The following is a 1,908-nucleotide window of genomic DNA, read 5'->3' on the forward strand; positions in this document are numbered from 1 at the left end:
GTCTGGGCCAGTTGCGTCACGGCCATGATGTAGTTGCTCGAGCCGTAGCTGGCGCGCATCGGGTCGGTGACCTGGAAGTACAGGATGCCGTCCACCTGCAACTGGGTGTTGTCGCGCGTGATGCAGATCTGGCTGGGCACGTCGAGCGGGATTTCCTTGAGGCTGTGCTTGTAGGCCACGCGGTCGATGAAGGGCACGAGAAAGTTCAGGCCCGGCGTGAGCGTGCCGGCGTATTTGCCCAGGCGCTCCTTGACCCAGGCATTTTGTTGCGGCACGACTTTGACCGAGCGCACGATGAAGATCGCGGCGATGACAAAGATGACGATGGCTATTTCCATGGGGTTCCCTCAGGTTGGTGGTTTGGAACGTGTTCACGTTCTCACAGTTTGTCGACCAGCAGGCGGCTGCCCACGACTTCGGCCACGCGGTACGGACCGGGCGAGGGCGCGTTGCCCGGGCGCAGCAGCACCGTCCATTGGGCGCCGCGGTATCGTACTTGGGCCGTGCCGTCGGGGTTCCAGGCGTCGACCTGCACGGTCTCGCCGACATCGAGGTTTACGTCGCGGTTGCTGGCAGCAGGCTGGGCGCCGGGGCTTCTTTTTCTGATCAGGTAGCAGGCCACCACGGCACCGCCGCCCACCACGGCGGCCACCAGCAGCTGCGTGGGCATGGCAAAGCCCAGGTGCGCGGCAATGGCGCCTGCAGCCAGGCCGATGGCCAGCATGAGCAGGTAGAACGTGCCTGTCAGCAGTTCGGCCACCACGGCGGCGCCGGTCATCAGCCACCAGAGGGTGGAATGGTCCATGGATCAACCTCCGCTTGTCGTTTGTCTTTAGTTCACCACATTCTGGGTCAGAAAAAGCCCGCTCCAAAGGCGCTTCACACTTATTCCTTACACTTCGCGCCTCTTTTTGTTTTTTGGCCGGGCAGGGCACGTTTGCACGGAGGCTGCGCATGAAATTTCGCTTTCCCATCATCATCATCGACGAGGACTACCGCTCCGAAAACACTTCGGGGCTGGGGATCCGCGCGCTGGCCCAGGCCATAGAGTCCGAGGGCTTCGAGGTGTTGGGCGTGACCAGCTATGGCGACCTGAGCCAGTTCGCGCAGCAGCAAAGCCGCGCCAGCGCCTTCATCCTGTCGATCGACGACGAGGAGTTCACGCTGGGCGCGGGGCAAGACCCGATCGTGCACAGCCTGCGCAGCTTCATCGGCGAGGTGCGCCGCAAGAACGCCGATGTGCCGATCTACATCTACGGCGAGACCAAGACCAGCCGCCACCTGCCCAACGACATCCTGCGCGAGCTGCACGGCTTCATCCACATGTTCGAGGACACGCCCGAGTTCGTGGCCAAGCACATCATCCGCGAAGCCAAGAGCTATCTGGAAGGTGTGCAGCCGCCGTTCTTCAAGGCGCTGCTCGACTATGCCGAAGACGGCTCGTATTCCTGGCACTGCCCCGGCCACTCGGGCGGCGTGGCCTTCCTGAAAAGCCCGGTGGGCCAGATGTACCACCAGTTCTATGGCGAGAACATGCTGCGCGCCGACGTCTGCAACGCCGTCGAAGAACTGGGCCAGCTGCTCGACCACAACGGCGCCATTGGCGAGAGCGAGCGCAATGCGGCGCGCATCTTCAATGCCGACCACTGCTTCTTCGTGACCAACGGCANCTGCAACGCCGTCGAAGAACTGGGCCAGCTGCTCGACCACAACGGCGCCATTGGCGAGAGCGAGCGCAATGCGGCGCGCATCTTCAATGCCGACCACTGCTTCTTCGTGACCAACGGCACCAGCACGTCGAACAAGATCGTCTGGCACCACACGGTGGCGCCGGGCGATGTGGTGGTGGTGGACCGCAACTGCCACAAATCCATCCTGCATGCCATCATCATGACGGGGGCGGTGCCG

The 1,908-nt window shown here is 62.9% G+C and carries 3 protein-coding genes; 1 reads left to right on the top strand and 2 read right to left on the bottom strand.

What is annotated here, in order from left to right:
• Together QZH66_RS15500 and QZH66_RS15505 are read right to left on the bottom strand one after the other, a co-directional pair.
• Window positions 1–338, bottom strand: a 338-nt coding sequence (locus QZH66_RS15500) for an SPFH domain-containing protein (protein ID WP_305806800.1), incomplete at its 3' end; no start/stop codon positions are given.
• 41 nt (window positions 339–379) lie between these two features.
• Window positions 380–805, bottom strand: a complete 426-nt coding sequence (locus tag QZH66_RS15505) for an NfeD family protein (protein WP_305806801.1) — start codon at window positions 803–805, stop codon at window positions 380–382.
• A 149-nt stretch (window positions 806–954) separates the two neighbouring features.
• Between QZH66_RS15505 and QZH66_RS15510 the strand changes: the two genes are divergently transcribed.
• On the top strand, window positions 955–1,908 hold a 954-nt coding region (locus QZH66_RS15510), incomplete at its 3' end, for an Orn/Lys/Arg decarboxylase N-terminal domain-containing protein (protein WP_305806802.1).

Source organism: Stenotrophomonas sp. YIM B06876, assembly GCF_030711595.1.
In the GTDB taxonomy this organism is placed as follows: domain Bacteria; phylum Pseudomonadota; class Gammaproteobacteria; order Xanthomonadales; family Xanthomonadaceae; genus Stenotrophomonas.

Coding starts and splice junctions, on each gene's coding strand:
- QZH66_RS15505 (WP_305806801.1), bottom strand. CDS start 805: ATGGACCATTCCACCCTCTGGTGGCTGATGACCGGCGCCGCCGTGGTG.